The organism is Arthrobacter oryzae (genome assembly GCF_030718995.1).
GTDB classification, from domain to species: domain Bacteria; phylum Actinomycetota; class Actinomycetes; order Actinomycetales; family Micrococcaceae; genus Arthrobacter; species Arthrobacter oryzae_C.
Genome location: NZ_CP132204.1, coordinates 1264280 through 1289577 on the forward strand (window position 1 = coordinate 1264280; position 25298 = coordinate 1289577).

The window sequence follows — 25298 nt, forward strand, 5'->3', positions numbered from 1 at the left end:
TTCGCTGCGCTTCGTGATTTACGCTGCGCTTCGTGAATTGCGCTGCGCTAAATGCCGGTCGCTACGGATATACCCGCAGCGACCGGCATTTTGCGTGTCGCCCGCTACTTTTGGTAGCGAAAACGCGAGCTTTAGCGGCTGCGGCGTTCGTTCGACGCCGGAGCTGACGCGCGGCGGGGGCCGCCGCTGCGTGCCGGACGGCCTTCGCCGGAACGGCCATTGCCGCCGCCGGAGTAGGATCCGCCCGAGGTGCCGCCGGTGTTGGAGGACCAGACAGCGGCGTTGCCGCCGGCCGAGCCGGACTTGCTGCCGGCCGCGGCGCGCTGGCCCGTTGCCGGACGTCCGCTGCGCTGGCCGCCCGTTGCGCCGCCGGTGCGGGGTGCGCCGCCACGGCCTGACGCGCTGCGCGGTGCACTGGTGCGGGTAGCAGCGCCGCGGGCATCGCCACGGCCGTCGGTTGCACGTGCGTCAGACCCGCGGCCGGCCGATGCACGGCCGCCTGCTGCGGGAACGTCGTTGTGGTGCGAGTAAGCAGTGGCACGGCCGCGGCCGCGGGCATTGCGGCGCTCGGCGCGCTCTGCATCGGCACGGTCCTGGTTCTTCTCCGCCACGCGTTCGGCGGCGTTACGGGCTGCGGCCTGGCCTTCGTAGGCCACGGCCCGGCGCTCGGCGCGGGGAAGATCAGTGCGGGGAGCCTCGGCGCCAACGCGTCCGCGTCCGCCACGTCCGCCGCGGCCACCCGCGGTGGGTGCAGCCTGGCGGCGGGCGCGCTTACGCTCGGCGTTGGCACCGGTGGAGGTGCCGCCGCCGTGCTGTGCAGCCTTGGCCGCGAGCAGGGCGGCGCGGGTGCGCGGATCGATCTTGTCGGCCATTTCGCCCACCAGTTCGGCAACCAGCGGTGAGTTGGCGGTGACGCGCTCGAAGTTGACCTCGACGCCTGCAGCCTTCATGAGCTTCTTGACATCGGACTGCTGCTCCGGAAGGGTCAGCGTGACCACGGTGCCGTCGGAACCTGCACGGGCGGTACGGCCTGAGCGGTGCAGGTATGCCTTGTGCTCCGTGGGCGGGTCAACGTGGATGACCAGTTCGACGTCGTCCACGTGGACGCCGCGGGCTGCGACGTCGGTGGCCACCAGGACGCGCACGTCGCCGGAGGAAAACTCGGCGAGGTTGCGGTCACGGGCGTTCTGCGAGAGGTTGCCGTGCAGGTCGACGGCGGGAATGCCGGCGTCCGTGAGGGTCTTGGCCAGCTTGCGGGCGTGGTGCTTGGTGCGCATGAAGAGCACGCGGCGGCCGGAACCCGAAGCGAGTTCGACGATCAGCTGCTTCTTGACGGTCTGGTCGTTGACGACGAGCACGTGGTGTTCCATGGTGGTCACCGCGGCCTGCGGATCGTCCACGGAGTGGGTCAGCGGGTTGGAGAGGTAACGCTGGACGATCTTGTCCACGCCGTTGTCCAGGGTGGCGGAGAACAGCAGCCGCTGGCCCTGGCTCGGGGTCATGTCCATGAGCTTCTTGACCACCGGCAGGAAGCCGAGGTCGGCCATGTGGTCGGCCTCGTCCAGAACGGTGACCTCAACAGCCTCGAGGGTCAGGATGCGCTGGCGGATCAGGTCCTCCAGGCGGCCCGGGCAGGCGATGACGATGTCGACGCCGGCGCGCAGGGCCTTTTCCTGGCGGGCCTGGGAGATGCCGCCGTAGATCACGGTGGTGTTCAGGCCCATGGCCTTGGCCATCGGCTCGATGGTGGCGTTGATCTGGGTGGCCAGCTCGCGGGTCGGTGCAAGGACCAGGCCCATCGGGCGGCCGGGCTTGCGGAAGTGCTTGGCTTCCCGCTCAGCGAGTCGTGCTACAAGCGGGATGGCGAAGGCGATGGTCTTGCCGGAGCCGGTGCGGCCGCGGCCCAGGACGTCGCGTCCGGCCAGGGTGTCCGGGAGGGTCTTGACCTGGATGGGGAACGGCTCGGTGATTCCCTGTGCGGTGAGGGTATCGGCAAGTTCTTTGGGCGTGCCGAGGGCAGCAAAAGTAGTCATGTGTTTCAAAGGTCTTTCAGGCGGTATCCGTGCGGATATCGGCCCCCGGTGCCGGTTGGCCCAGGGGTTCGCCGAAGAAAAGTCAGGTGATCAACCGGGCTGCCGCAAACCTTGCGGTAGCGGCGGCCGGGACCAAATAGAACGCGTTCATCGACGCAGGATGTGCCTCTCACATGAAAAAAACCCACTCCCTGCCGGACAAATCCTTCGGGGGATCCGGTTGATGAACCGAATCAAAGTGGGCATCACTGCACATCAAGTTCCACCAGTCTAGCATTAGCGGCCCGCGGTCCCGTTTCGGCCCGGAAAATGGTGCCGGACTTCACCCCGCGATATGGCGCCACCCATCCGGTTCCCGTCCTGCTCCGAATCCCCACCGGGACGATCTACCCGAAAGGACATTCCATGGGACCCGAAGACAACGGACGCAACGTCGTCATCAACCATCTCCGCGGCGCCAGGGAGCACGCAGGCCGGCCTGCCGCCAGCCTCGGGTTCCCGCAAAGCGGCCTGCCGGAGCGCGCCCCGGCCAAGCCCGCGGAAACCGCCGAGGACGCCGAGGCTTCCGGGTAGCGACGCTGCAGCAGCCTTTGTGACGTCCAACAACGGACTACAGTTGATGCCCTGAGGCTCGACGTTTGTCGAGTCGCAAGCGGCACGGACCGCGGCCGATCCGCCGTCCCGGGAGGCGACGAAAGGCAGGCCCGGCCATGGCAGCACAGCCCGGCACCACGCCGGGGCATGCCCTTTCCCGCCGCCCGGAGCCAGCGGCGCCACGGGGCCACCCGCCGTCGAACTTCCTGCGTCCCGCCGTGCGGCGCCTACAGCAGCGCGTCGCATGACAGGCCCCGGACCGACCTAGTCTTAATCCACCCCCAACTGTTACCTCCGTCACATTCGTGGCGGCTCCGTGCGGACAGCGGCGCGGCACCTGCCTGCAGAGGCAGGCCGCCGGCGCAGTCCGCCTGAGATAAGGAAAGAAGCACAGATGTCTGAACGCACCACTACGGCTGCCAGGAACACTGCAACGGAATCCGCCAGCAGCCACAGCCAGGAACCGCACCTTGCCCGGGCGCTGGGCAACCGCCACATCCAGCTGCTGGCCATCGGCGGTGCCATTGGTACCGGGCTGTTCATGGGCTCCGGCAAGACCATCTCCCTCGCCGGCCCGTCCGTCATCTTCGTCTACATGATCATCGGCTTCATGCTGTTCTTCGTGATGCGGGCCATGGGCGAACTCCTGCTGTCCAACCTGAACTACAAGTCCTTCAGCGACTTCGCCGGGGACCTCCTGGGTCCGTGGGCGGGATTCTTCACGGGCTGGTCCTACTGGTTCTTCTGGGTTGTCACCGGCGTGGCAGACATCGTGGCGATTGCCGGCTACGTGGACAAGCTGGCCCCCGGAACCCCGCTGTGGATCCCCGCGCTCATCACCCCCGTAGTGCTGATCCTCCTGAACCTCCCGACGGTCAAGGCCTTCGGCGAAGCAGAGTTCTGGTTCGCGATCATCAAGGTGGTGGCCATCCTGGCACTGATCGGCACCGGCATCGTGATGATCGCCACGAACTTCACCTCCCCCAACGGCGCCGTGGCCGGCCTCGCCAACATCTGGAACGACGGCGGGATGTTCCCGCACGGCATGTTCGGCTTCATCCTCGGCTTCCAGATCGCCATCTTCGCCTTCGCCGGCATTGAACTGGTGGGCACGGCGGCAGCCGAAACAAAGGACCCGGAGAAGAACCTCCCGCGGGCCATCAACTCCATCCCGATCCGCGTCCTGCTCTTCTACGTGGGCGCCCTGGTGGTCATCATGGCGGTCAACCCGTGGCGGACCATCGATGCCGCCAGCAGCCCGTTCATCGGCATGTTCACCCTGGCCGGCCTGGGCATCGCGGCAGTGGTCATCAACCTGGTGGTCCTCACCTCCGCAGCTTCCAGCGCCAACTCCGGCATCTACTCCACCTCGCGCATGGTCTACGGCCTGGCGCAGGACGGCAACGCTCCGAAGGCGTTCGGCAAGCTGAGCATCCGCAAGGTCCCGCAGAACGCCCTGCTGTTCTCCTGCATCTTCCTGCTGGCCGGCCTGGTGCTGCTCTACTCCGGCGACTCCGTGATCGGCGCGTTCACCGTGGTCACCTCGGTTGCCTCGGTGCTCACCATGTTCGTCTGGTCCATGATCCTGGTCAGCTACATTGTGTTCCGCCGCCGCCGGCCGCAGTTGCACGCAGCGTCCGCCTTCAAGATGCCCGGCGGCGCGTTCATGCCGTACGTGGTGCTGGCGTTCTTCGTGTTCATGCTGGTTGCCCTGGCCCAGGCTGAGGACACGCGCCTCGCCCTGGTGGTGGCTCCCCTCTGGTTCCTGATCCTGGGCGCTGCCTGGCACTTCAACCGGAAGACGCCGCTCCAGCAGGCGCGGATCGAGGAGTGGAAGGCTGAGTCCGCCTCGGACCAGGCCGCCGCGCAGAAGGCTGCTGCCGGCAAGTCAGGCGCAGGCGCCCTGAGCTAGGACGCCTTGCGCGCCGCAACCCGCGGCGCCACCACCACAGCGACGACGGCGATGGCGGCCGTGAGGGCGAAGACTCCTGCGAAGGAGCCGCCCGGCACCCCGCCCGCCGTCGTCGTCGTGGTTAGCGCAGTAAAGACGATTCCGGTGGCGGCCAGCGCCAACGCTCCGCCCAGGGAATCCGCAATGGACATGGCCGAGCTGTTGAACCCCTCGGTGGCAGGCGTGGACATGGCCAGCGTCATCACGCTCAGGCGCGGATACATCAGCCCCATGCCGCCGCCGGCGGAAATCCAGCCGGCAATCGCCACGGCGGCCGGCCAGCCCAGGACGGTGGTCACCAGGGCAAGGACGACGGCGGCAAGCACCATCACCGATCCGATCACCATGGCCCGGAGGTTGCTGAGTTTAGCGCCCATCCGCCCTTGGACGGCCGACGCACCGGCCCAGGCGAGGGCGCCGCCGGTGAGGGTGAGGCCCGCGAACGTGGGCGAAAAGGAGTATCGCTCCACCAGCAGGTACGGAAGATAAACCTCCGCTCCGAAAAACGCCGCCGAGACCAGACCGCGCGCCAGGATGACGCTCGGCAGTCCGCGGCGGGCCAGCAGAGTGCCGCGCGGCACCAGCGGGCGCACCGCAACCAGGGCCATGACGACGGCGGCCGCTGCCAGGATGCCGCCGGCCACCGGAACCTGCGCGGACAGGTTCAGCGCCAGGACGGCCAGCGCCGCGAGGGCGGCCCATGCGAGCCTGGCGTAGGACCAGCGCCCCGGGTCCGAACTTCCCTCCGGGGCGCCTGTTCCGGCCGGGGCGCGGAGTCCGCGCAACGCCGGAACGACCATCAGGAGCGCCGGAACCACCAGCCCCACCACGCCGAGGAACACCCAGTGCCAGCTGGCCGCCTGGGCCACGATGCCGGCGGCGAACGGTCCCACCAGGGACGGAATGACCCACGCTGCGGAAAACGCGGCGAAAATCTTCGGATGCAGCACGGGCGGATAGACGCGCGCCACCACAACGTACAGCGCCACTGTCAGGGCTCCGCCGCCCAGGCCCTGCACCAGCCGCCCCGCCACCAGGGACGCCATGCTTCCGGCAGTGCCCGCAATCAGAAGCCCGAGCACAAACAGTGCCACGGAAGCGTACAGCGGCCCCACCGGTCCGCGGCGGTCGGACCAGTTGCCGGCCGCCACCATCCCGATCACGCCGGTGGCAAGCGGCCCGGCGAACGCCAGGGCGTACAGGTCCGCGCCGTCCAGTTCGCGGCTGACCAGCGGCATGATGGTGGTGACGGCCAGGGATTCGAACGCCGCCAGGAACACCAGGGCGCACGCCCCGGACGTCACCAGCAGGTAGTGACGGTGCAGGATTCCTGCCGCTTCGGGGGCGGCGGCTGGGGCGCTACGTTGCACGTTGACGGCCTGATCGGTAGTGGTGGCTGGTGCCTGCCATTAAACACCTGACCTCGTTGACTTGGTGCGTGCGGGCGAGCTACCCGGCATCCTGGCCTGCTGGAGTCGCGGGCGGCGCCCTGGCCGGTCTTCCGCCCGTACCTCGACGTGCTCGACGAGGCCGCCGTCGACCGCAAGGTGTGCGACTAGGCCTCCAGCCGCAGCCCTGCCGACGGAACCACGGCTCCGGTGGCGGTCGAATCGGGGTTGAGCATCCAGCCCACCCTCTTGGCGGAGCTCAGGACCACCACGCTCTCCGCCAGCTCGATTCCGGGGATCCGTTGCTGGAGTGCCAGTTCGGCATTCATCACGTCCGCGAGGGAATGCAGCCACATGATCACCACGAAGTTCGTCCGCCCGGTGGTGGAGGCGGCCAGCCGGATGTTCCGGAACCCGCGCAGCTCGGCTGCCGCGGCCTCGTGCTGGCCCGGCGGCACGTTGGCGAACCACTGGCAGGTGACCGGGTAGCCGGAATACTTCTGCGCGATCTCACAGCGGAACGACAGCATCTGGCTGGACAACACCCTGTTGAGCTGCCGCTGGACAGTTGCCGGGCTGCGGCCCAGGCTGCGGGCGATGTCCGCCGCCGTCGCCCTTCCGTCCCGCGCAAGGAACGGAATAAGGTCCAGGTGGCTCGGCGGAAGCGGGGCGCCGGGAACGGCGGGCGGGGCGGAGCCGGACGCTTCGGGCCCGGCGAGCGCCTTGAGGGCGTTCTGCTGCGCCTTGTCCAGGACGTTGAGCCGCCACGCGTAGCCGCCCACATGCAGGCGGGTGCAGAGCGCGGTCCGATACTTGAGCAGGCCCGGGATCTCCTTGAACTGCGGCACCACTAATTCACTGAAACGGCCAAGGGTGGGCGTGATGACTGTCAGCATCAGGTCACGGTTGCTGGCGGCTTCCTCCACCGTGACCACTTCGGGGATGGCCGCGAGCGCGGCGGTGACTCCGGCGCGCTGCCGCATTTCGCAGTCCACGTCCACCAGGGCAAGGCACATCTGCTTGGGATCGCCGATCAGGTGGGCGGTGGTCCAGGCAGCGCCGGCGGCCCGCAACCGGTCCCAGCGCGCCGCCAGCGTGGTGGCGTGCACGCCCAGGATTCCGGCAGCATCGGACCAGCTGACCCGCGGGGCGATTTGCAGCGCGTTGATCAGCTGGAGATCTTCCTCACTGATTTCCACGCGGCGGCCCCTTCCATGCACGAATCCTGCAACTCCAAGCATAGTTATGATTCTTTCCTGCTATTTCCAAGCTTGTGAACCACCTCACTCCAGAATGGGTTGCAGGTCACAAACCGATCGTTCGGGAAAGAGGAGAACATATGTCGATCACCGCCGATGCCAGGGAACTGCAGGGCGACATTGCCCGGTTCCGCCAGGAGCTGCATCGGGAGCCGGAGATCGGCCTGGACCTCCCCCGGACCCAGGAAAAGGTCATCCGGGAACTCGAGGGCCTGCCGTACGAGATCACCCTCGGCGAGAGCACGACGTCGGTCACTGCGGTTTTGCGCGGCGGCGCGCCGCACGCGTCGGCCGAGCGGCCGGCGGTCCTGCTCCGCGCGGACATGGACGGCCTGCCCGTCCAGGAACGCACCGGCGTCGACTTCACCTCGCGGATCGACGGAGCCATGCACGCCTGCGGCCACGACCTCCACACGTCCATGCTTGCCGGCGCAGCCCGGCTCCTGGCCGACCGCCGGGATCAGCTGGCCGGCGACGTTGTGCTGATGTTCCAGCCGGGTGAGGAAGGCTTCGACGGCGCCTCCCACATGATCCGCGAAGGCGTCCTGGACGCAGCCGGACGCCGCGTGGACGCCGCCTACGCCATGCACGTGTTCTCCGCCCTGGAACCGCATGCCCAGTTCTGCACCAAGCCGGGCGTCATCCTGAGTGCCTCGGACGGGCTCTTCGTCACCGTCCTGGGAGCAGGCGGCCACGGTTCCGCACCGCACTCCGCAAAGGATCCGGTGACGGCGGTCGCCGAAATGGTGACGGCGCTGCAGGTAATGATCACGCGGCAGTTCAACATGTTCGATCCCGTGGTCCTCACAGTGGGCCTCCTGCAGGCAGGCACCAAGCGCAACGTCATCCCTGAATCCGCGCGCTTCGAGGCCACCATCCGCACGTTCTCCGATGCGTCCCGGGAGCGGATGATGACGGCCATTCCGGTCCTGCTCAAGGGCATCGCGGCGGCCCACGGCCTCGAGGTGGACGTCGACTACCGCTCCGAGTATCCCCTCAGTGTCACGGACGAAGACGAAACGCACACTGCCGAGAAAGCCATCCAGAAGCTGTTTGGCGATTCGCGCCTCACCCGCTGGGCCACGCCGCTCAGCGGCTCGGAGGACTTCTCCCGGGTCATGGCGGAGGTGCCCGGCACCTTCATCGGCCTCAGCGCCGTCGCCCCGGGGGCGGACCACACGTCCACCCCGTTCAACCATTCCCCCTACGCCACGTTCGACGACGGCGTTCTCTCCGACGGCGCGGCCCTCTACACGGAGCTTGCCGTCTCCCGTATCGCGGCCCTTGCGGCCGCAGGCAACTGATCCTTCCCCCACCACTTTGGAGCGCCACATGACTTCCACCGTAGGCACGCCAGCCGACGTCCAGGTCCACAAATCCCATCTGCGCACCCTCATCGGCACCGGCATCGGCAACGCCGTCGAATGGTACGACTGGGCCATCTACGCAACATTCTCGCCCTTCATCGCGAGTGCACTGTTCAGCAAGGCGGATCCGACGTCGGCCTTCCTCGCCACCCTGGCGATCTTCGCCGTCGGATTCGTGGCCCGTCCGTTCGGCGGCTTCGTATTCGGCTGGATCGGTGACCGGATAGGCCGCAAGACGTCCATGACGTTCGCGGTGGGGCTCGCCGCACTGGGCAGCCTGCTGATCGGCATTGCCCCGACCTTCGAAGCCGTGGGAGCCTTCGCATCCGTGATGCTGCTGGTGGCCCGCCTGATCCAGGGCCTGGCCCACGGCGGCGAGCTGCCGTCGTCGCAGACCTACCTCTCCGAGATGGCCCCCAAGGAAAAGCGCGGCTTCTGGGCCACGCTGATCTACACCTCCGGCACCGCCGGAATCCTGGCCGGAACCTTGCTCGGGGCCGTCCTGTCCAACGTCCTGAGCCAGGCCGACATGAACGCGTGGGGCTGGCGCATCCCCTTCCTGATCGGCGGCGCGCTGGGTGTCTATGCCCTGGTGATGCGGGCACGGATGAGGGAAACCGAGGCCTTCGCAGCCGAAACGCCCAAGGAAAAGCACGAGCCGATGTGGCCGCAGATCTACCGGCACCGCAAGCAGGCACTGCAGGTCATCGGACTGACCGTCGGCCTGACCGTGAGCTACTACATCTGGGGCGTCGTGGCGCCGAGCTACGCCGCCACCGCGCTGAAGATGGACCGCGGCGAAGCCCTCTGGGCCGGGGTGATTGCCAACATCGTCTTCATCGCCGCCCTGCCGTTCTGGGGCAAACTGTCGGACCGCATCGGCCGCAAGCCGGTCCTGATCGCGGGTTCAGCCGGCGCCGCGCTGTTCCACTTCCCCATGACCTGGCTGCTGAAGGACTCCCCCTGGCAGCTGGCCGTCACGATGTCCGTGATGCTGTTCTTCATCGCCGCCAGCGCGGCCATCGTTCCGGCCGTCTACGCCGAGCTCTTCCCCACCAAGATCCGCACCGTCGGCGTCGGGGTCCCCTACTCCATCTGCGTCGCGGCCTTCGGAGGCACTGCCCCGTACCTGCAGACCTGGCTGGGCACCATCGGACAGGCCAACCTGTTCAACGTCTACGCCGTGCTCCTGCTGCTGGTGGGCATCGCGTTCGTCTTCACCATCCCTGAGACCAAGGGCAAGGACCTGACGCACTAGCTGTCACCGGCCGGCGGCATAGTCCGCCTGAGGGGCCAACTGAGGAGGAACGGCCAAGGCCGGGCGGCACTGCCGCCCGGCCTTAGTTATGGTCGCGTCTGGAGCGTCACAAGCCCGGCCCGCACACCGGATGCCCAGCCGGACCTGCGTACAATCGACCGACAGCCATCTACCAAGGGAACCATGAAGAAACTCACCACGGCCCTGCTCGCCGCCGGGCTCATCATCTCCGCTTCCGCCTGCTCCGCACCGGCACAGCTGACCACAGCGGAAACCTGCGACCGGCTCAAGATCGTTGTGACGGACTCCAGCACCAGCGCCGGCAAGACCGGGATGATTATCCTGGGCAACCGGCTCCGCCCGCTCGTCGGGGGTGCCTCCGATGAGATGAAGCCCGCCGTGCAGGCGATCCTGGATTACGCCGATGAGAACGCGAAAGAGTCGCCCGACGCGGAAAAGATGGCCCAGCTGCAGGCCGACTACCAGAAGGCCGGCGCTACATTCGGGCAGTTCTGCAACTAGTCGCTGCCACCAGTTGTTTCGGCGCGGCGCAGCCCTTGTCCCTATCGGCGGTTAGCCCAGGTGGACGGGAGCGGCGTCGGCGCCGGAGCCGCTGAACGTCGTCCGGTCGATCCTGATCAGGACCAGGGCAGGGGGCGGACCCCGGTTTCCTGGTGGGACTTCCGCTTGACGTCGGCAGAGATATCAAGGATGGCCACAGCGAGGGCACGGAGGTCCACTGCCTGCGCCGCTCCTTCGCCTGGGCCAACATTTCCCATCCCCTCAGCATAGGCGCGGGAAGGACCACGGCCGGTATGATTTCCCGGGCCGGGCCGCTCCGGGTGCCACGCGTGATTCCGGCCGAAATACCCCTTAGGGTATATTGGGCGTGTTCCCGGGCCGCCGGGAAGCCATGCAGGAAGCCCCGAAGGATCAGGATGAACGCAGAGGAACGGCCGGAAGGCCTGCAGCTAGACGAGTCCGCCACACCGGGAACGGCGGCCGGAGCGGACCGGGCCGGACTGGATGGCCACCGCCTTCAACGCCACGTGGTATCCGTTCTCGTCTGCGGCCAGATCCTCGGCGGCATCGGCATGGGGGCAACCCTCTCCCTGGGATCCCTGCTGGCGGCACAGCTCTCCGGATCGAACGCATGGTCCGGCATGGCAGCCACCATGAGCACCCTCGGCGCCGCTTTCGCCGCTGTCCCGCTGGCCCGCCTGGCCCAGGCCCGCGGCCGGCGGATCTCGCTGTCCACCGGCGCCCTGATCGCCGGAGCGGGAGCCGTCCTGGCCATCAGCTCCGCCGCACTGGGCCTTTTTCCGTTGCTGCTGGTGGGCCTGATGCTCCTCGGCGCGGGCTCCGCAGTAAACCTGCAGGCACGTTTCGCCGCAACCGACCTGTCCCGCCCGGGGTCCCGGGGCCGTGACCTCTCCATAGTCGTATGGTCCACAACCATCGGTGCGGTCCTGGGGCCGAACCTCTTCGGCCCTGGCGAGACAGTCGGTGCCGCCCTCGGCCTTCCCCCGCTGACCGGCGCTTTCGCCTTTTCCGTCGCCGCCCAGCTGGCTGCCGCCGTCGTCTATTCCACCGGCCTGCGGCCGGACCCCCTGCTCACCGCCATGGCCTCACGCGTGCCCGACCTCGCAGCACCCCGGCCACAAAGCGGCCTGCGGATTCTGCGGCGCAACCCCCGGGCGCGGTATGCCGTGGCCGCTGTCGCGCTCAGCCACGCCGCCATGGTGGCGCTGATGTCCATGACGCCCGTGCACCTGAAAGACCACGGGGCCAGCCTCACGGTGGTCGGACTGACGATCAGCCTGCACATTGCCGGCATGTACGCGCTGTCTCCCGTTTTCGGCTGGATGGCGGATAAAGCCGGCCGGCTGCGCACCATCCTGCTGGGCCAGGCCATGCTGCTGGTTTCACTCATGCTGGCCGGGCTGGCTCCGGACTCCGGCACGGCCGTCACCGCTAGCCTGATCCTGCTGGGGCTGGGCTGGTCCGCCTCTGTTGTTGCCGGGTCGGCGCTGGTGGCCGAGTCCGCGCATGTGCAGGACCGGCCGGCGATCCAGGGTGTTTCGGACCTGAGCATGAACGCGGCCGGGGCAACCGGCGGCGCGCTGGCCGGTCCGGTGCTGGCCGCCGTCGGGTACTCCGGGCTTGGATTCCTTTCCACCGCACTGGTGGCCGCCGTGATCATCTGGACTTTCCTGCAACCCAAACAATGACGACGGCGGCAGTTACCTCGCGTGACGCCCAGTTACCTTTGACACGCCCGGCGCCTCCCTTTCGGGCTCCCCGATGACGCTTTGAGTCACTGGATTAACGCGGGTGAACGCGCGCGACGCGGGCCATTGATGGTCCGACAGGCCGGACCGTAGTCTCAGTCCAATCGACCGCAGGCCTGCGGTGAAGCCCCCGCTGGGACCACCGCAATCGTGAAGGAATCCCCATGTCATCGCATCAGAACCCCGAAGGATCCACCCGCATCGTTGCGGGGCAAACCTCCAAGCCCCAAAGCTCCAATCCGAAGCGCAAGCGCGCCCTCGGAATCGGCATCGCCGCGGGCCTCGTGGCACTCATCGCCGGCGGCGCGGCAGTGGCATCGTCGCTGTCCGGCACCACGGGCAATACCGCAGCGCAGCCGGCGGCCGCAGCCGCAGCACCCGCGGCGGAGTTGAGGCTGGGCTATTTCGGCAACGTCACGCACGCCCCGGCCCTGGTGGGGGTGAAGGAAGGCTTTATTGCGAAGAGCCTGGGGGAGACGAAGCTGAGCACGCAGGTGTTCAACGCCGGGCCGGCGGCGATCGAGGCGCTGAACGCCGGGGCCATTGATGCGACGTATATCGGGCCGAATCCGGCGATCAACTCGTTCGTGAAGAGCCAGGGCGAGTCCGTCAGCATCATTGCCGGTGCCGCGGCCGGCGGTGCGCAGCTGGTGGTCAAGCCCGGGATCGGTTCGGCCGCGGACCTGAAGGGCACGACCCTGTCAACGCCGCAGCTGGGCGGCACCCAGGATGTGGCGCTGCGGGCGTGGCTCGCCGCGCAGGGTTACAAGACCAACACCGACGGCAGCGGCGACGTCGCGATCAACCCGACCGAGAACGCGCAGACGCTGAAGCTGTTCCAGGACGGCAAGCTCGACGGCGCATGGCTGCCTGAGCCGTGGGCTTCCCGGCTGGTGCTGCAGGCCGGCGCGAAGGTCCTGGTGGACGAGAAGGAGCTGTGGGACGGGTCGCTGACGGGCAAGCCGGGCGAGTTCCCCACCACCATCCTGATCGTGAACAAGAAGTTCGCCGCCGCCCACCCGGAGACCGTGAAGGCGCTCCTGAAGGGCCACGCCGAATCCGTCACCTGGCTCAACTCCGCCGCCGCTGATGAGAAATCCACTGTCATCAACGCCGCCCTGAAGGAAGCCTCCGGCGCAGAACTGAAGCCCGACGTCATTGAGCGGTCCCTCAAGAACATCGTGTTCACCGTGGATCCGCTGGCCGGCGCGTACAAGAAGCTGCTGCAGGACGGCGTGGATGCCGGCACCACCAGGCAGGCCGACATCAACGGCATCTTCGACCTCGCCGCCCTGAACAGCGTCACCACGGAAACCGGGGCCAACCAAGTCAGCGCCGCCGGGCTTGGCAAGGACTGAGGCAGGCCACTGCCGTGATGCCGAGGGGGCGGCGGCCGCCCCCTCTCCGGGTTAACCCCCGATGAAACGATCCCGTCCGGCCCGGTACCCGAACAAGGCGGCGAGCGAGCCCACCACCAGGAACAGCACCCCCGCTGCGGCAAACGATCCGGTGGCCTGGTGCAGCTGCCCCACCATCAGCGTGCCCGTGGAGCCGACGCCGTAGCCCACGCCCTGCATCATGCCGGACAGGTGGGCCGCCGTGTGGCCGTCCCGGGTCCGCAGCATGATCATGGTCAGCGCCACCGCGGTCAGGCTGCCCTGGCCGAGCCCCAGCAGCCCGGTCCACACCCAGATGAAGTCCAGCGGCCCGAAAATGCTCAGCGCGAACCCGCCGCCGGTCATGAGCGCCACCACCGTGTTGATGGCCCGCTGGTCACGGAACCGGGCCGCCAGCGCCGGCGCGAAGAGTGAGCCGAGCATCTGCAGGACGATGGAGGCGGAGACGATCAGCCCCGCGGTCCCGCCGTCCACTCCGCGTTCCCGCAGGATGGGCGCCAGCCAGGCGAACACGCTGAAGGACATCATGGCCTGCAGCACCATAAAGATGGTGACCTGCCAGGCCACCGCCGAGCGCCACACGTTCACGCCGTCGGCAACGGCCTGGTGCCGCGGGTGCCGCTGCCGGACAGCCAGCGGAAGGAACAGGACAAGTACGACGGCGGCGGGCAGCGCCCAGAACCACAGCGCCGCTGTCCACTCCCCCGACTCGGCGAACACCGGGTACGTGAACCCGGCGCCCAGGGCGGCGGAGGCGCAGATCGCGGTGGTGTACAGGCCTCCCATCAGCCCCAGCCGGTGCGGGAAGTCGCGCTTCACCAGGCCGGGCAGCAGCACGTTGCAGAGGGCGATGGCGGCGCCGCAGGCGGCTGTTCCGGCCAGCAGTGCGGGCAGGTGGCCGGCGCCGGGCAGGTCAAGCGGACGGAGCAGAAGCCCGGCGGTGAGCACGCCCATGGCTCCGAGCAGCACCCGCTCGGCACCGAACCGCCGGGCGAGGACGGGCGCCAGCGGCGCGAATACTCCCAGCAGGGTCACCGGCACGGTGGTGAGGACCACCACCGCCCAGCCGGGCAGCCCGGCGTCGGACCGTATTTCCGGAAGCACCGCCGCGAAACTGGAGAACACCGTGCGCAGGTTCAGCCCGATCAGCACCAGGCACACGCCGAGGTAGACCAGTCCGCGGCGGCCGCTGACGTGGGTGGGTTCGGCGGCGGGCAGCTCATCGATTTCGGCGTCCACCAGCGTGCCGGCGGTGTCGCTCCTGGAGCGGCCTGGGGCTTTGGTCTTCGCGGGATCGCCCGCGGGATTGCCCGCGGCGGCGTTCTTGGCTCGGTTCGTGGCTTCGGTCACGCGCCCCATTCTCGCAGGCAGCGGCGCGCAACCGCCGCCGCTAGGACGTGCTGACTATCAAGTAGCGCTCGTCCGTGATCTCCTTGCCCCACAACGCCGGGTCCCCCAGCATGGTCACGGTAGCATTCTTGCGGTGGCGGCGAACCAGCTCAACGCAGCGGTCAGCGGGGATCCCCGCACCGGTTCCCCACAATCCCTCCACGAGGATTATGGTGCCCGGATCGCGAAGCAGCCCGGTCCAGCGGGCCAGGGCCGCGTCCGGATCCGGCAGAGCCCACAGCACGTGGCGGGCAAGCACCGCATCGAAGGAGCCCGGTGCCAGGGCAGGGGAAGAGGCGTCGCCCACCACGAACTCCGCAGACACCCCGGCGGCCGCAGCCTTCGCCCGGGCGATGTCCACCATGTTCCCTGACAAGTCCATGCCCCGGACCCGGTGGCCGGCACTGCCCAGCAGCAGCGAAAGACTGCCGGTCCCGCAGCCAAGGTCCGCCACGTCGCTGCCGGGTTCCGGGATCAGCGGTAACAATAGCGCCTCCCATGCTCCGCGGACGGCGGGGTCGGCGAGCCCGTGGTCCGCTTCGTCGTCGAATGTCTCGGCTTGGGCATCCCAATAGCTGCGCACGGCATCAGTCATGCGGGACAGTCTCGCACGTCCGGCGCCGACTCAAAAGGCCGGGAGGTACCCCCGGGCCCAGGGAGTTTTTGTCCACTTATCGAGAGTTGGAGCGCTCTCATCCCGCGTTATCTGGACAAAAACTCAACTATTCTGGAAGGGATGAGTGAATCCCCAGAAACCCCCGAGTCCGCACCTGCCCAGACGCCGGAGGCCACCCCGGGTTCAGCCGCCGACCAGCCGCAGGCGGCCCGGCCGGTGACCCCTGGCAGCCAGGCGTCCTTCGGCACCTACGGCGGCCGGCCTGTCAGCTTCGTTCGCCGCGGAACCCGTTTGCAGGGCCGCCGGCAGCTGGCCTGGGAGGAGCACTCGGACCGCTGGGCGGTTGACGTCCCGCGGCACATCGCCAACACTTCCGTGCACCCCGACTACGTTTTCGACGCCGCGGCGGAGTTCGGACGCACGGCTCCGCTGATCGTGGAGATCGGTTCGGGCCTCGGCGATGCCGTCTGCCACGCGGCCGAAGAGAACCCGGACTGGGATTTCCTGGCTGTGGAGGTCTACACCCCCGGGCTCGCCAACACCATGATCAAGATCAACAGCCGCGGGCTCAGCAACGTCCGCGTGGTGGAAGCCAACGCGCCCGAGGTCCTCGCCACCATGCTGCCGGCAGGCTCCGTCAGCGAGGTCTGGGTCTTCTTCCCCGACCCCTGGCACAAGTCGCGCCACCATAAGCGCCGCCTGATCCAGCCCGAGTTCGCCGCGCTCGTTGCCGCGGCGCTGAAGCCCGGCGGCCTGTTCCGGGTGGCCACCGACTGGTCAAACTACGCCGTCCACGTCCGCGATGTGATGGCCGGCTCCGCCGATTTCGTGAACCTGCACGACGGCGAGCGCAGGGGTCCCGAAAGCCCGCTCACGCAGGTATGGCAGTCCGGGGTTGAATCCCTGGTGGGCGGCGCGCCGGTCAAGGAGGGCCGCGCCCCGGTGAGCACCGAACACACCGGCCCCAACGAGGGCGTGGACGAAACCGGCGGCTGGGCGCCGCGGTTCGAGGGCCGGATCCGGACGAGCTTCGAAAACAAGGCGCACGAAGCGGGCCGGCTCATCTTCGATCTGTGCTATCGGCGGCTATGATGCACCATGGCCTCCGCACCGCCGCCGGTACCTCCGCACGTCCCGCAGCGCCGGTCCGCTGACTCGCGCGGGCTGGCGGCCGGCATCACCAGCCTCGTCACCGCAGTGCTGGCGCCGGTGGCGGCCATGTTCGGCCTCTCGACGTTCATCATGGCGGCCGCGGAGCCCCTCCTGGCCAACGTCCCGCTGCCTGACACCAGCGGTTACTGGGTCCTGCTGACCGTCCTGGTGGGCCTCCTGGCCGGGCTGGTCCTGACCTCGGTGATCACCGGAATCGTGGCCATCAGGCGCTCACAGCGGATGAACGCCGGCAGGATCACCGGACTGCTGGGCCTGGCGTTTACGGCGTTCAACATGACGGGTGGCCTCTGGACCTGGGCCGGCTTGGCCGGACCGTGGCCCCTCCTCGGCTAAGCACCGGGTGCCGGGCCAGGCGTCAGCTCACCCGGATGGCGCCGACCACTTCCTTGAGCAGGCCGATCCGCGGCTCCAGCTGCGGGTCGGCATACGGCCAGATCACCACCACACCGATGAAGCGGTCCTTTTCCCACACGCCCACGGTGGCGGCAGCTTTCGCGTCACCGCGTGCGTCGTCATAACCGACGACGACGGCGTACGCGGCCTTGCCGGGAAGGTTCAGTTCGCCTTCGGTCAGCAGCGTGCCGCCGCGCTCTTCAAGGTAGTGCGCTGACATCAGGTGCGCCCAGCCGTTGGCCTGCGCCGGACCCGCAACGGAGGTGTCGTCTTTGATGACAGTGACGAGGACGTCCCCCGGCAGCCCGTACTGCTCCGTGCCGGGACCGGCGGTGGAGTCATCCAGGATGAAGGTGTGGTCGGGGAAGTCCGCGGTGAAACCGAGCGGGGAGTCGATGTGAACTGTCATGGCTGGCGATTGCTCCTTCAGCTGTAACGCAGTGTTTTGCAGGTTCGTAGGGAGGCGTCGGGACTAAAGCCGGGACAGCCTGGTGTCGTTCGGGACCTTCTGGTAGGTGCTGACGTTCGTGCTGACCTGGTTTTCCGTGCTGACCTTGACCTCGCCCGCCTTGACGTCGAATCCCGCCTCGTTGGACGCCGTGACCACGCTGTTCACCTGAATGGTGGCCGAGCCGGCCTCGTAAAGCCTGGCGGCGTCACGGGCAGCTGCCGCATCGTTCCCCAGTGCCACATTCTTCATGTAGCTGTCGATCACGGCGCTGTTCTCCGGCGTGTAATCGATGTCGATCTTGACGCTGCCCTGCGTGCCGGCCGTCACGCTGGATTCGATGCTGCCGGCCTTCACGTCCATGCCCTCCTTGACGCCCTGCGCCACGGTACCCTCCATGGACAGCGACACCGAACTGAGGTTGTTGTCCCTGTCCATGTTCAGTTCCAGTCCGCCCTTGCCGGAGGCCTCGAACGTCCGGCCGTCCAGGTCCAGGCTGCCCTGCGCGGAAACCTCCACGCTGCCCTTGGACGTCCCGTCACTCAGGTTCTTTTCGTAGGCCAGTTCCAGCTTGGCGGAGCCCTCGGCATCGGCGGAATCTGCCCCCGCTTCAAAGCTCAGCGACCCCTTGGCTTTGTCCTCATGGCCGCTGGACCCGTTATCCGACGCTGCGTCATTGAGGGTGTCCAGGATGTAGTCCGGCGGGTTGCCGGCCACGTCCTTGATATCGCCCACGCTGTCCGGCGGAAGGTCCGCGTACATCTGGTTCCGGGCCGCCACGGCCTCTTCAATGCTGCGGAACGTGTACTCCCGCGCCACTTCGCCGCTGAGGGTGGCGCCGGCAGATCCGGTGGCGTCGTTCACGCCCAGGCCCATGTTGCCGTAGACCTTCACCGTGGCCGAGCCGTCGGCGTTCTCCACCACTTCGGTGCCCACTTCCGCACCGCCGTGGATCCACAGCACACGGGCGTCGATTGTAGCTTTGCCCGTCTCCGTATAGACGGGGATGTCTTCCCTGGCCAGCTCCAGCAGGTGCTCCCGGGCCAGGTTCTGGGCTGATTTCGGGATCCCGCCGTCCATGGACATCAGGTCGAGCGCCAGCGGACCGTCCGGGCCTTCACCCTCGATCAGGTATTTCTTGTCCGCTGCCGGGAGCCCGTCCCACCACGCGGCCTGTTCCTCGGGACTGGCCCCGGCCATCGCCTCCAGCTGCCCCCGCAGTTCGGCCCGGTGCTCGGCGGCCTCACGGGCAGCCTCCAGTTTTTCCTGCGCCCAGTTTTTCAGCTGCCCGAGCAGTCCGGTCAGCCCGCCCTGCCCTGCACCGGTGCCGCCGGAACCGGCAGCCGAGGACCGTTCCTGTTCCGCGGCGTGCTGCAGCAGGAGCTTCGAGTTCTGCCGGAGGCTCGCCACCACCCGTTCAATGCCGGGACGGTGGCTGCCGGTCCATTCCTGACGGAAGCGCTCTCCGTCGCTGCCTTTCCACGGGGCTGCAATGATCTGGCTCTGCAGCGAGGAGGCCCTGGTGCTGAGCAGCGAAGCAGCCTTGTCTGCGGCCTTGGCCAAGGCGCGAAGCTGACTGACGTCAGCACCGTAAAAAGTCATGGAGTCTCCCCGGAGAATGGTGCAGCTACGAAGTTGGTGGCTGGTCCATATCGTGCCATCCTGCAGCAGGGGATGCCATGGGCAACACTCCCCATCCGGCACCGGAGCCGGCGGCTGCCCTCCAGCCTAACGCCGCACCGGGCGCCGGGCCGGGAACTGTTCCGGAACCCGTTCCCGTGGCACGATTGGCCTTTAACACCACGGCGGGACAGCCCCGCGGCGACGAGAACTGCACGAGGATCCGGACATCAAAAAAGAACTGAGAGAGGCCGCAGGGACGGCTGAGGAAGTCACCAACTCGCGGCCGCTGGAGCTCATGGCCCGGGCCGGATTCGGAGTAAGCGGCATCCTGCATTTCCTGGTGGGCGCCATCGCCATCCGCCTGGCCATGGGCGGGGAGGGCAAGGCGGACGTCAGCGGCGCCGTGCAGGAACTTGCCAGCCAGCCTGCCGGCCCCATCCTGCTGTGGAGCAGCTTCGCGGCCTGCGTGGCCCTGGCCATCTGGCAGACGAGCGACGCAATCTTCGACTACAGCCACCTGCCGACCCGGGAGAAGGTCCTCCGCAAGCTCAAGGCAGCCGGCCAGGCAGTGGTCTTTGCCGCCTTCGCCCTCACGCTCGTCTCCTTCGCCATAGGCACCGGCAAGGACAACAGCCAGTCCACCAGCGATTTCACCATCGCCCTCATCAAGGCCCCCGGCGGGATTGCATTGCTGATCGTCATCGGCGCAGCCGTTGCCATTACCGGCGTCGTGTACGGGATCCGCGGCATCCGGAAATCGTTTGAAAAGCACCTTCTACTGCCTGCCCCGGGCACCATGCGCACCGGGGTGACCGTCCTGGGCGTGGTGGGCTACGTCGCCAAGGGGTTTGCGCTCCTGCTGGTAGGCCTGCTCATTGTCATTGCCACCATCCGGGCGCATCCGGAGGAGTCCACCGGGCTCGACGGCGGACTGAAGGCCCTGCGGGACCAGCCGTTCGGGCTTTACCTGCTGGCCGCCGTCGGAATCGGGCTGATCTGCTACGGCGTCTTCCAGATGGTGCGCGCCAAACTGGCCAAAATGTGAGCCCGGGCGGGCCCCCGGCTAGGGTGGACGCATGCCCCAGGTACGCGCCGAGCGCTTTATCCGCCTCGATCCGGAGACCGCCTTTGCGTTTTCCCAGACCACCGGCGACTTCCGGCTGAAGTGGGATCCCTTCATTTCGGCCCAGGGCTGGCTTGACGGTGCCAAGGCCGCGGGTAAGGGCGTCCGCACCCGGACGGTCTCGAAGATGGGGCTGGTGATGGTGAGCGAGTACGTCTCCTACGCACCGCCCCGGAACGTGGGCATGACCATGGTGTCCGGCCCGTGGTTCTTCGGCAACTTTGGCGGCGGGTGGCGTTTCACCGCGGCCGACGGCGGCACCCGGGCAGTCTGGAAGTACACCTTTTCGTGCCGGCCGGCGTGGTTGCGTCCCGTGGCGGAGAGGGTGGGAAGCTGGCTGCTGGGCCGCGAGATCGAGAAACGCATCGAAGCCTTCGCGCGGGCGTGCGAGGATCCGCAGCTGGTGCAGGAGTTCCGCGCCTTGCAGCCCTAAGGCCGCCCGCCGTCGAGGGCTGCCCTGACACGCACCCCGACGCCGCGCAGTCTGTCCAGGGGCTCGGTGGCGTAGACCAGCCGCACGTACCGCGGCGCCACGTCCTCTCCCCACGCCGTCATGGGGGTCGCGGCGACCCGGCCGGCAGCCAGGAGCCGCCGCGACAGCTCCGGTGCACCCATCCCCAGCGCCTCCGCATCCAGCAGCAGCGACCAGCCGCCCTCCGGCACCACGACAGGCAGCCCGGCCAGCTCCTCCACCACCAGGTCCCGCCGCGCCTGCCACTCCCGCACCGCGCCGGGGATCCCGTCATCGCTGTTGGTCAGCGCCGCGAGGACCCCGGCCTGGTTGAAGCCGCTGGCCACGGCTGTGTTGTAGATCGCGGCGAGTGCCACATCTCCCATCACCTCCGGCGGCCCGGCCACCCAGCCGACGCGCCAGCCGATCATTCGGTAGTTCTTGGAGACGCCGCCCAGGGTGATGGTGTGCGGGGCCAGTTCCGGGAACGACGCGGGATGGCGGTACGGCAGGCCGTCGAACAGGATCCGGTCCATGGCGGCGTCATAGAGCAGCCAGCAGTCCGCATGCAGGCAGGCGTCACGGACGGCGCCCCACTCGGCGTCGTTGAGCACGTGGCCGGTGGGCATCGCAGGGCTCATCAACAGGATGGCGCGGGTGCGGGCAGACACCGCCTCGGCCAGCCGGCCCGTGTCCAGCCGCCAGCGTCCGCCGGAAACCACCAGCGGAACAAACACCGGCACGGCCCCCGCCAGCCGGACCCTGTTGATCATGCCCGCATAGGTGGGATCCGTGAGGATCACCTCGTCGCCGTGGTCAACGGTCGCCAGGAGAACACTGAGCATTCCCGCGAGCGCACCGCCGGTGATCACCACCTCGGAGCGGGGATCGTACGCGAGCCCGGTCTGCTGCCGGAGCCGGTGCGCCACGGCCTGGCGGAGGGCCAGCGTGCCCGTGAAAGGGAGCCAGCTGTTGGCGGCCTTGTTTCCCACCGCTTCCCGTGTTGCGATGACGGCCGACGGCGGCGGCGCGACATCCGTGTCCAGGTTCTCCATGCGAAGCACGTCGGGATCACCACCGACGGCGGCTGCCACCTTATCGATGCCGAAAGGCTGAATCCGGGCGAACCGCCCGGTCCTGCCGCGGACCATGCGCCCAGCGTCCCACCGGGCGCGGAACGCGTCAATGGGTCCCGGGCGGGCCTTCCACCATGGAGATGACGGCCACAGTCTGCTGCCCTTCGTTGCGCAGTTCCACGCTGCTGATGCTGCTGATCTGGGTGGGCGTTGCTCCGGTGATCCTGGACCGGCCCCCGGGCGTCGCGGACCAGCTGCAGGCCCGGTCCTCAGTGCCGTCCTGGCCTTTGACCCACAGGGACAGCGTGCCCTGGGTGGGCAGTCTGGTGCCGGAGAACGAGACCTCAGTCCCCCATGCTTTCTTCATAAGGGCAAGCTGGACCTGCAGGCCACCCGGCGCCTCCACCGAGTAGCTGGCATCCGGGCGGGGCGGGGGGTTGAATACCGGCGCCGCGAGCACTCCCAGTGCCAGGCACGCGGCCGCCACGGCCGCGGCGAAAGCCGCCCGCCGCCGTCGTGATTTCCGGCGCCTGACCGCCAGCTCATCCAGCAATGCGGCGGGCTCCCCCGCGGAAGCTACCCCCAACGATGTAGCTTCCGCGGCGGCTGTCGACCCGGATGGTGCTCCGGCCAGGGCAGTCAGGGCGACGGCGTCGGCAACAGGCAGGGCGTCCAGCAGCGCCGGAAGGCTGGCGAGTTCGTCCAGCTCCCGGCGGCAGTCCGCGCACACGCCCAGATGCTGTTCGAACAGCGACGCTTCGGCCGGCTCGAGGCCGCCCAGCAGGTAGGCGCCCAACAGGTGGTGCAGGTCTGCGTTGTTCACCGCTGCACCCCCATTTCGTCCAGGATGGTCCGCAGCGCCCGCACCGCGTAGAACGCGCGGGACTTCACCGTCCCCGCCGGGATGTTCAGTTCCACGGCCGCCTCCGCGACGGTGCGGCGGCGGTAGTGCAGCGCCACCAGGACATCGCGGTGTTCGGTGCTGAGCCGCAGCAGGGCTTCCTCCATCAAGACGCGGTTGAGCAGCTCATCAACCCGTTCGCTGGCCTCCGCAGGATCCGCCACGTCCCGCTCCGTCGCTTCGACAGGACGGCGCTGGGCCTTGCGGTAGTTGTCGATCATGATGTTCCGGGCGGTGCGGAAGAGGTAGCTCCGCAGGCTGCCGGTGATTTCCGGAGCCTGCTGCCAGACGCGGAGCACCGTCTCCTGGACCACGTCGTCAGCCAGCTGCGGATCCCGCGAGGCGCTCAGCACAAAGCGCCGCAGCGCCGGGCCGTGTTCCCGGTAGATCGCTGCCACCACATCCTCATCGAGCGGCATCCGCGCCCCTCCCGCCGTGCTGATGGTGCCATGCATTGTGTGTGCTGCCTCATGCTGCCTGGTGCTGCCGCGGCGGGCCGGACGCCCTCCGTTCCCCTGTTATGACGCCGCCCGGGCCTAAACGGTTCACCCGGCAGAACCATTCTGCGTTCTGAACCATTCTGCTTCCTTGCACGTCATACCGGATAGCGCCGGACCCCACAGTCCTGGCCGGCACGAATCCAAGGAGCTGGACATGAAAAAACAATGGGGCGCCGGGCTGTCCATCATGGCGCTGGCCGCCGTCCTGACCGCCTGCGGCGGCGGCACCACACCCACCACTGGTACTCCCGCCACCGGCACACCCACCACGGTGGAGAGCACGACGGCGGCCTCCGCCCCGGCCGAACTGAAGACCGCGTCAACAGCCGCCGGCCAGGTTGTGGTGGACGCGCAAGGCATGAGCGTCTATTTCTTCACCAAGGACGTCAAGGACTCCGGCACCAGCGCGTGCACCGGGGCGTGCATCGCCGCGTGGCCTCCGGTCCTCACGGAATCCGACGAGCCTGCCGTCGAAGGCATCACGGGCACCGTGGGAACCATCTCCACGCCGGAGGGCAAGAAGCAGGTGACCATTAGCGGCCTGCCCGTGTACTACTACGTCAAAGACAAGGCCGCCGGTGACATTACCGGCCAGGGCGTCAACGACGTCTGGTACCTGGTCAGCCCGGCGGGAGAGATGGCGAAAGCCCCTTCGGCAGGCTATTAGGCCGGAGGCCCGCAGCCCGGGTACTGACCGGTGCGGACTACTTGGACGGCAAGGGACCAGGCAGCTCGGGAACCTCGACAGGCGCTGTGGGAATCAGCCCGGAGGGATCGGGGCCCACCGGGGAAGAAGGAAGCGGCTTCCCGGCGGGCAGCTGGCCCGGATCCGGAATGGTGCCCGGGTCCCGCGGATCGAGCTTGTCGGGCAGCGTGTGGCCCGGGGTGCCGGCCGTGCCCGGTGATGGCGTGGCGGGATCGGCCGTGGTGCCGCCGGCCTGACCGCCCGGGCTTGAGCCGCCGTCCGCCGGAGTCGCCCCCGGCGTCGTGGGGGCGGTCGCGGGCGAACCGGGTACCGTTCCCCCGGTTTCCGGTGAAGGCTGGCCCGTCGTCCCTGTTCCGGAGGTCAGGGTCCCCACAACGACCGTCACGGCGTGCCGGACGTTTCCCAAGGTATGGCGGAAATTCTCATCGGAGGCGGCCGCGGCGGCACCGCCGGCGGCAAGGGCAGCAGCGACCGAAAAGGCCGTGAGCGGCAGGCGGCGTTTGCGGCGTCGTCGGGCAGCCAGTTCGTCAACGGCCGGCTGTTCCACGGCGGGCTGTGCCACAGCGGACTGGTCGACGGCGGAGGCAGCCGCCGCGGGGAACGTGGCGGCCGGGGCCATCAGGGCTTCCACTGCGGCGGACGGCCGGGGGCTGTCCGTTGCCAGGGCACGTAGTTCCAGCAGGACGGGGCGAAGGTCGCCGGCGTCTTCCATGCCGGCGTCGGCCAGCAGTTCGTCGATGATTTGCTGGTTCCGGGATGAGGAGGTGTCACTCATGATGTGCCTGGCTTCCTATTGAGGCGCGTTCCCTGAGGGCGCTCAGCGCCCGGCGATGCAACTGTTTGACTGCCCCGGTGGTCCTGCCCATGACCTCGGCGGCCTGTTCCACGGACAGGTCCGCAACCACCCTGAGGGCGAGGACTTCCTGGTGGTCCGGGCTGAGACCGTCGAGCAGGGCTCCCGCACCGTGGACATTCTCGAGCGCCAGTTCCTCGGCGGACGCCGTACTGCGCGCGTCAAGGTCCGATTCGTAGGGGCTGAGTGCCGGGGTGCGCTCGTTGCGGCGGTAGTAGTCCACCATGCGTGCGTGGGCGATGGAGAAGATGAGTGACTTGGCACCCTGGAGTCCGCCGCTCAGGCCGTCAAGCTTCGGATAGAAGGCCAGGAACACGTCCTGGGTGACCGCTTCCGGATCGTCCACTCCCCGCGCCCTCAGGTACCCGAGGACGGCGCCGGAGAACTTGCGGTAGACAAGGGTGAACAGCACGGCGGGGTCGGTCCCGTCCGTGTGCACGTATTCATCTGCCAAAGTGTCGAGCACCCTCAGGCTCCTCCATCCCACGCAGCGCGTTCGCATCCTTCC

At 68.2% G+C, this 25298-nt stretch carries 25 protein-coding genes; 12 read left to right on the forward strand and 13 right to left on the reverse strand.

The genetic code is table 11. The features are described 5' to 3' along the window. Positions 1 to 131 precede the first annotated feature (131 nt). Positions 132 to 2033, reverse strand: coding sequence for a DEAD/DEAH box helicase (locus Q8Z05_RS05850; RefSeq protein WP_305942545.1), 1902 nt, complete (start codon positions 2031 to 2033; stop codon positions 132 to 134). 405 nt (positions 2034 to 2438) lie between these two features. Here Q8Z05_RS05850 and Q8Z05_RS05855 point away from each other — a divergent pair, with 405 nt between their 5' ends. Further along, positions 2439 to 2606, forward strand: a complete 168-nt coding sequence (locus Q8Z05_RS05855) for a hypothetical protein (protein ID WP_305942546.1) — start codon at positions 2439 to 2441, stop codon at positions 2604 to 2606. Between the two features lie 415 nt (positions 2607 to 3021). Beyond that, positions 3022 to 4539 carry a D-serine/D-alanine/glycine transporter gene (cycA, locus tag Q8Z05_RS05860; RefSeq protein WP_305942547.1) on the forward strand — a complete coding sequence of 506 codons (1518 nt, stop codon included), beginning with the start codon at positions 3022 to 3024 and terminating at the stop codon, positions 4537 to 4539. Here the strand turns inward: cycA and Q8Z05_RS05865 are convergent. Both Q8Z05_RS05865 and Q8Z05_RS05870 read right to left on the reverse strand, forming a co-directional pair. After that, a complete protein-coding gene (locus tag Q8Z05_RS05865) occupies positions 4536 to 5948 on the reverse strand; it encodes an MFS transporter (protein ID WP_305942548.1) in 1413 nt (470 codons plus the stop codon). The two genes, cycA and Q8Z05_RS05865, sit on opposite strands and share 4 nt — an antisense overlap. A 185-nt stretch (positions 5949 to 6133) precedes the next feature. Further along, entirely contained in the window at positions 6134 to 7165 is a 1032-nt protein-coding gene (locus Q8Z05_RS05870) for an Lrp/AsnC family transcriptional regulator (protein WP_305942549.1), read from the reverse strand. Between the two features lie 140 nt (positions 7166 to 7305). Between Q8Z05_RS05870 and Q8Z05_RS05875 the strand changes: the two genes are divergently transcribed. From Q8Z05_RS05875 to Q8Z05_RS05885, 3 genes are all read left to right on the forward strand, one after another. Next, positions 7306 to 8529 carry a M20 metallopeptidase family protein gene (locus Q8Z05_RS05875; protein WP_305942550.1) on the forward strand — a complete coding sequence of 408 codons (1224 nt, stop codon included), beginning with the start codon at positions 7306 to 7308 and terminating at the stop codon, positions 8527 to 8529. Positions 8530 to 8557: 28 nt separating this feature from the next. Next, a complete protein-coding gene (locus tag Q8Z05_RS05880; RefSeq protein WP_305942551.1) occupies positions 8558 to 9850 on the forward strand; it encodes an MFS transporter in 1293 nt (430 codons plus the stop codon). A 183-nt stretch (positions 9851 to 10033) separates the two neighbouring features. Beyond that, positions 10034 to 10372, forward strand: a complete 339-nt coding sequence (locus Q8Z05_RS05885) for a hypothetical protein (protein WP_305942552.1) — start codon at positions 10034 to 10036, stop codon at positions 10370 to 10372. A gap of 116 nt (positions 10373 to 10488) precedes the next feature. Here the strand turns inward: Q8Z05_RS05885 and Q8Z05_RS05890 are convergent, their stop codons facing one another. Next, positions 10489 to 10629, reverse strand: a complete 141-nt coding sequence (locus tag Q8Z05_RS05890; protein ID WP_305942553.1) for a hypothetical protein — start codon at positions 10627 to 10629, stop codon at positions 10489 to 10491. 159 nt (positions 10630 to 10788) lie between these two features. On the opposite strand from Q8Z05_RS05890, the gene Q8Z05_RS05895 reads away from it, so the two are divergent. Both Q8Z05_RS05895 and Q8Z05_RS05900 read left to right on the forward strand, forming a co-directional pair. Further along, complete coding sequence (locus Q8Z05_RS05895; RefSeq protein WP_305942554.1) at positions 10789 to 12081, forward strand: MFS transporter; 1293 nt, start codon at positions 10789 to 10791, stop codon at positions 12079 to 12081. 224 nt (positions 12082 to 12305) lie between these two features. Beyond that, positions 12306 to 13499, forward strand: a complete 1194-nt coding sequence (locus tag Q8Z05_RS05900; RefSeq protein WP_305942555.1) for an ABC transporter substrate-binding protein — start codon at positions 12306 to 12308, stop codon at positions 13497 to 13499. A gap of 51 nt (positions 13500 to 13550) precedes the next feature. On the opposite strand, the gene Q8Z05_RS05905 is transcribed toward Q8Z05_RS05900, so the two are convergent. Together Q8Z05_RS05905 and Q8Z05_RS05910 are read right to left on the reverse strand one after the other, a co-directional pair. Further along, positions 13551 to 14897 carry an MFS transporter gene (locus tag Q8Z05_RS05905; RefSeq protein WP_305942556.1) on the reverse strand — a complete coding sequence of 449 codons (1347 nt, stop codon included), beginning with the start codon at positions 14895 to 14897 and terminating at the stop codon, positions 13551 to 13553. Between the two features lie 31 nt (positions 14898 to 14928). Beyond that, positions 14929 to 15522 (reverse strand): class I SAM-dependent methyltransferase, encoded by a 594-nt coding sequence (locus Q8Z05_RS05910; RefSeq protein ID WP_305942557.1) that lies wholly within the window; start codon positions 15520 to 15522, stop codon positions 14929 to 14931. A 141-nt stretch (positions 15523 to 15663) separates the two neighbouring features. Here Q8Z05_RS05910 and trmB point away from each other — a divergent pair, with 141 nt between their 5' ends. Together trmB and Q8Z05_RS05920 are read left to right on the forward strand one after the other, a co-directional pair. Continuing rightward, positions 15664 to 16635 (forward strand): tRNA (guanosine(46)-N7)-methyltransferase TrmB, encoded by a 972-nt coding sequence (gene trmB / locus Q8Z05_RS05915; protein WP_305942558.1) that lies wholly within the window; start codon positions 15664 to 15666, stop codon positions 16633 to 16635. A gap of 6 nt (positions 16636 to 16641) precedes the next feature. Further along, positions 16642 to 17049, forward strand: coding sequence for a hypothetical protein (locus Q8Z05_RS05920; protein ID WP_305942559.1), 408 nt, complete (start codon positions 16642 to 16644; stop codon positions 17047 to 17049). A 22-nt stretch (positions 17050 to 17071) separates the two neighbouring features. Here the strand turns inward: Q8Z05_RS05920 and Q8Z05_RS05925 are convergent, their stop codons facing one another. Together Q8Z05_RS05925 and Q8Z05_RS05930 are read right to left on the reverse strand one after the other, a co-directional pair. After that, positions 17072 to 17518: a hypothetical protein gene (locus Q8Z05_RS05925; RefSeq protein ID WP_305942560.1), complete on the reverse strand. Its 447-nt coding sequence runs from the start codon at positions 17516 to 17518 to the stop codon at positions 17072 to 17074. Positions 17519 to 17581: 63 nt separating this feature from the next. Beyond that, on the reverse strand, positions 17582 to 19159 hold the full coding sequence (locus Q8Z05_RS05930) for a hypothetical protein (RefSeq protein ID WP_305942561.1): 1578 nt from the start codon (positions 19157 to 19159) through the stop codon (positions 17582 to 17584). Between the two features lie 316 nt (positions 19160 to 19475). Between Q8Z05_RS05930 and Q8Z05_RS05935 the strand changes: the two genes are divergently transcribed. Both Q8Z05_RS05935 and Q8Z05_RS05940 read left to right on the forward strand, forming a co-directional pair. Further along, on the forward strand, positions 19476 to 20225 hold the full coding sequence (locus Q8Z05_RS05935) for a DUF1206 domain-containing protein (protein WP_371745935.1): 750 nt from the start codon (positions 19476 to 19478) through the stop codon (positions 20223 to 20225). A 31-nt stretch (positions 20226 to 20256) separates the two neighbouring features. Beyond that, positions 20257 to 20736, forward strand: coding sequence for an SRPBCC family protein (locus Q8Z05_RS05940; protein WP_305942562.1), 480 nt, complete (start codon positions 20257 to 20259; stop codon positions 20734 to 20736). Here the strand turns inward: Q8Z05_RS05940 and Q8Z05_RS05945 are convergent. From Q8Z05_RS05945 to Q8Z05_RS05955, 3 genes are read right to left on the reverse strand one after another with little or no spacing between them, the layout of a single operon-like run. Beyond that, a complete protein-coding gene (locus Q8Z05_RS05945) occupies positions 20733 to 21905 on the reverse strand; it encodes a pyridoxal phosphate-dependent aminotransferase (RefSeq protein ID WP_305942563.1) in 1173 nt (390 codons plus the stop codon). The two genes, Q8Z05_RS05940 and Q8Z05_RS05945, sit on opposite strands and share 4 nt — an antisense overlap. A 31-nt stretch (positions 21906 to 21936) precedes the next feature. Further along, complete coding sequence (locus Q8Z05_RS05950) at positions 21937 to 22653, reverse strand: anti-sigma factor family protein (protein ID WP_305942564.1); 717 nt, start codon at positions 22651 to 22653, stop codon at positions 21937 to 21939. Then, complete coding sequence (locus Q8Z05_RS05955; protein WP_305943496.1) at positions 22650 to 23150, reverse strand: sigma-70 family RNA polymerase sigma factor; 501 nt, start codon at positions 23148 to 23150, stop codon at positions 22650 to 22652. The genes Q8Z05_RS05950 and Q8Z05_RS05955 overlap by 4 nt, the downstream gene beginning before the upstream one ends. Positions 23151 to 23385: 235 nt before the next feature. Between Q8Z05_RS05955 and Q8Z05_RS05960 the strand changes: the two genes are divergently transcribed. Continuing rightward, the gene (locus Q8Z05_RS05960) at positions 23386 to 23898 is read left to right on the forward strand and encodes a COG4315 family predicted lipoprotein (RefSeq protein ID WP_305942565.1); all 513 of its coding nucleotides are present in this window, start codon (positions 23386 to 23388) and stop codon (positions 23896 to 23898) included. A 37-nt stretch (positions 23899 to 23935) separates the two neighbouring features. On the opposite strand, the gene Q8Z05_RS05965 is transcribed toward Q8Z05_RS05960, so the two are convergent. Further along, complete coding sequence (locus Q8Z05_RS05965) at positions 23936 to 24712, reverse strand: hypothetical protein (protein ID WP_305942566.1); 777 nt, start codon at positions 24710 to 24712, stop codon at positions 23936 to 23938. Continuing rightward, positions 24705 to 25256 (reverse strand): RNA polymerase sigma factor, encoded by a 552-nt coding sequence (locus Q8Z05_RS05970; protein WP_305942567.1) that lies wholly within the window; start codon positions 25254 to 25256, stop codon positions 24705 to 24707. The genes Q8Z05_RS05965 and Q8Z05_RS05970 overlap by 8 nt, the downstream gene beginning before the upstream one ends. Positions 25257 to 25298 lie beyond the last annotated feature (42 nt).

What these genes read in the sequence shown, in the direction of transcription:
- Q8Z05_RS05850 (WP_305942545.1), bottom strand. Translation starts at nt 2,033, where the DNA reads ATGACTACTTTTGCTGCCCTCGGCACGCCCAAAGAACTTGCCGATACC.
- Q8Z05_RS05855 (WP_305942546.1), top strand. Translation starts at nt 2,439, where the DNA reads ATGGGACCCGAAGACAACGGACGCAACGTCGTCATCAACCATCTCCGC.
- cycA (WP_305942547.1), top strand. Translation starts at nt 3,022, where the DNA reads ATGTCTGAACGCACCACTACGGCTGCCAGGAACACTGCAACGGAATCC.
- Q8Z05_RS05875 (WP_305942550.1), top strand. Translation starts at nt 7,306, where the DNA reads ATGTCGATCACCGCCGATGCCAGGGAACTGCAGGGCGACATTGCCCGG.
- Q8Z05_RS05880 (WP_305942551.1), top strand. Translation starts at nt 8,558, where the DNA reads ATGACTTCCACCGTAGGCACGCCAGCCGACGTCCAGGTCCACAAATCC.
- Q8Z05_RS05885 (WP_305942552.1), top strand. Translation starts at nt 10,034, where the DNA reads ATGAAGAAACTCACCACGGCCCTGCTCGCCGCCGGGCTCATCATCTCC.
- Q8Z05_RS05890 (WP_305942553.1), bottom strand. Translation starts at nt 10,629, where the DNA reads ATGGGAAATGTTGGCCCAGGCGAAGGAGCGGCGCAGGCAGTGGACCTC.
- Q8Z05_RS05895 (WP_305942554.1), top strand. Translation starts at nt 10,789, where the DNA reads ATGAACGCAGAGGAACGGCCGGAAGGCCTGCAGCTAGACGAGTCCGCC.
- Q8Z05_RS05900 (WP_305942555.1), top strand. Translation starts at nt 12,306, where the DNA reads ATGTCATCGCATCAGAACCCCGAAGGATCCACCCGCATCGTTGCGGGG.
- Q8Z05_RS05905 (WP_305942556.1), bottom strand. Translation starts at nt 14,897, where the DNA reads ATGGGGCGCGTGACCGAAGCCACGAACCGAGCCAAGAACGCCGCCGCG.
- Q8Z05_RS05910 (WP_305942557.1), bottom strand. Translation starts at nt 15,522, where the DNA reads ATGACTGATGCCGTGCGCAGCTATTGGGATGCCCAAGCCGAGACATTC.
- trmB (WP_305942558.1), top strand. Translation starts at nt 15,664, where the DNA reads ATGAGTGAATCCCCAGAAACCCCCGAGTCCGCACCTGCCCAGACGCCG.
- Q8Z05_RS05920 (WP_305942559.1), top strand. Translation starts at nt 16,642, where the DNA reads ATGGCCTCCGCACCGCCGCCGGTACCTCCGCACGTCCCGCAGCGCCGG.
- Q8Z05_RS05925 (WP_305942560.1), bottom strand. Translation starts at nt 17,518, where the DNA reads ATGACAGTTCACATCGACTCCCCGCTCGGTTTCACCGCGGACTTCCCC.
- Q8Z05_RS05930 (WP_305942561.1), bottom strand. Translation starts at nt 19,159, where the DNA reads ATGACTTTTTACGGTGCTGACGTCAGTCAGCTTCGCGCCTTGGCCAAG.
- Q8Z05_RS05935 (WP_371745935.1), top strand. Translation starts at nt 19,476, where the DNA reads ATGGCCCGGGCCGGATTCGGAGTAAGCGGCATCCTGCATTTCCTGGTG.
- Q8Z05_RS05940 (WP_305942562.1), top strand. Translation starts at nt 20,257, where the DNA reads ATGCCCCAGGTACGCGCCGAGCGCTTTATCCGCCTCGATCCGGAGACC.
- Q8Z05_RS05945 (WP_305942563.1), bottom strand. Translation starts at nt 21,905, where the DNA reads ATGGTCCGCGGCAGGACCGGGCGGTTCGCCCGGATTCAGCCTTTCGGC.
- Q8Z05_RS05955 (WP_305943496.1), bottom strand. Translation starts at nt 23,150, where the DNA reads ATGCCGCTCGATGAGGATGTGGTGGCAGCGATCTACCGGGAACACGGC.
- Q8Z05_RS05960 (WP_305942565.1), top strand. Translation starts at nt 23,386, where the DNA reads ATGAAAAAACAATGGGGCGCCGGGCTGTCCATCATGGCGCTGGCCGCC.
- Q8Z05_RS05965 (WP_305942566.1), bottom strand. Translation starts at nt 24,712, where the DNA reads ATGAGTGACACCTCCTCATCCCGGAACCAGCAAATCATCGACGAACTG.